The following is a 1,889-nucleotide window of genomic DNA, read 5'->3' as shown; positions in this document are numbered from 1 at the left end:
TCGCGTTACAGGCGGAAGCTCGATTGAATGTAACGAGTCACCAATATGAAGTTCCGTTAATGTCGTCACTTAATCATCACCATCCTTCTGATCGTTTCATTTAAAATGACAAGCTGTTCAGCAGTGAAGACAAGTTCCCCATTCGCATCCGACCCATAATTTTTAAAGGCTAGAAATCCCATTTCCCCTTGTTTCCCTTTTTTCTCATAATAGTTTTTCACTTCCGTATAACAGGTGATTTCTTCCCCTACCTTCAGCGGCCTGTTATAGCGATATATCTGCTCACCATGAATCAATCCTTTATTCGGGAGATTTAAACTTTCTATCGTCCCAAAATCAAAGACCCTTGGGAAAGTTGGTGGAGCTATATTCGTTCCGTACCTTGATTGCCTGCCTATTTCTTCATCAATGAAAATCGGGTGGGGATCACCAATCGATAATGCGAATTTTTTAACGGCTCCCCGTTCAACTATATTTTTAACGGGGGTGGATCGTTTTCCAATACATTCGTTGAACATAACATCCCGCCTTCTCCCTTAATTTTTTGGACCGCCCGCAACATATAAAACCTGCCCACTAATGAATGAGGATGCTTCATCGGCAAAGAATGCAACAGCATGAGCAATATCACTTGGCAAACCGCTTCTTGCAACCGGAATGCTGTTTGCCCTATCCTGGATGAATTGCTCAAAACTCACTCCCACCCGCCTAGCTGTTTCTTTCGTCATTTCGGTTTCGATAAAACCTGGTGCGACCGAATTAGCCGTTATCCCATATTTGCCAAGTTCAATCGCCAGTGTTTTTGTTAACCCCTGAAGCCCGGCTTTAGCAGCTGAATAATTAGCCTGACCGCGGTTACCTAGGGCCGAAGTGGATGATATATTGATGATTCTTCCGTATTTATTTGCAACCATATGCTTCTGGGCGGCACGTACTGCATTGAAAGTACCTTTTAAATGCACATCCATTACCGTCTGCCAATCTGAATCGGTCATTTTGAAAAGTAGATTATCCCGGATGACCCCAGCATTATTCACGAGAATATCAAGCGATCCGAATGTATCGGCTATTGCTTTTATTGATGCATCCATCTCTTCGGAATTGACCACATTGGCCACTTTGGTAAAAATGGTATAACCCTTATCCCTTAATTCATTTCCAGTTGATGTCAAAACCTCTTCGTTGATATCGATAATCGCCACGTTTGCGCCTTCACTGGCAAATAGTTCGACGATCGCCCGGCCAATCCCCCTGCTTCCACCTGTAACTAAAGCCGTTTTGCCTGAAAATCTCCCTGTCATAATCGTTTCCTCCCAATCTATTATAAGAATTGTCCTAATTTAACATGCCCCTTAATCAAATTTCGGGAAATGATCATACGCTGTATTTCATCCGTACCATCATAAATCCTCCAAAGCCTGGCCTCACGGTACCAACGCTCGATGGGTAGCTCCTTCGTATAGCCCATGCCTCCGTGTATCTGCAATACGCGATCAACGACCCGATTCCCCATATTGGCTCCATAAAGTTTAGCCATTGAAGCTAAATGGCGATTGTCTTCCCCATTATCAAGTGTAAAAGCCGCATTCAATACGAGCCATCTTGCAGCTTCGATCTCTACGGCCGAATCAGCTATCTGCCATTGAATGGCCTGGCGCTCCGCGATCGGTTTACCGAATGTGACTCGTTCTTTAGCGTATTCTATAGCCATTTGCAGCAATCTTTCTGCAGAACCGACAGCGCGTGCGCCAACGATCCATCTTGCAAACCCAATCCATTCCAAGCCTAGTTGATAACCGCCATGCACTTCCCCTAAGATGTTTTCTTCGGGTACCCTGACATTATCAAAAACTAAACCGGCCGGTCCCCATTCTCCCATCGTATTGATA

At 44.5% G+C, this 1,889-nt stretch carries 3 protein-coding genes; all 3 read right to left on the bottom strand.

Annotation, left to right across the window (positions count from 1 at the left end; genetic code table 11):
* Nucleotides 1–65: 65 nt before the first annotated feature.
* Nucleotides 66–518, bottom strand: coding sequence for a MaoC family dehydratase N-terminal domain-containing protein (locus ACFVSH_RS23270; RefSeq protein ID WP_387595926.1), 453 nt, complete (start codon nt 516–518; stop codon nt 66–68).
* An 18-nt stretch (nt 519–536) separates the two neighbouring features.
* A complete protein-coding gene (locus tag ACFVSH_RS23265; RefSeq protein ID WP_387708070.1) occupies nt 537–1,301 on the bottom strand; it encodes an SDR family oxidoreductase in 765 nt (254 codons plus the stop codon).
* 20 nt (nt 1,302–1,321) lie between these two features.
* The coding region (locus ACFVSH_RS23260) for an acyl-CoA dehydrogenase family protein (RefSeq protein WP_387708068.1) at nt 1,322–1,889 on the bottom strand (568 nt) is incomplete at its 5' end.

This window comes from Peribacillus sp. NPDC058002 (assembly GCF_042886655.1).
GTDB classification, from domain to species: domain Bacteria; phylum Bacillota; class Bacilli; order Bacillales; family DSM-1321; genus Peribacillus; species Peribacillus aracenensis.
The sequence above is the reverse complement of the archived record's forward strand: the minus strand, read 5'-3'. Positions and strand labels throughout refer to the sequence as shown.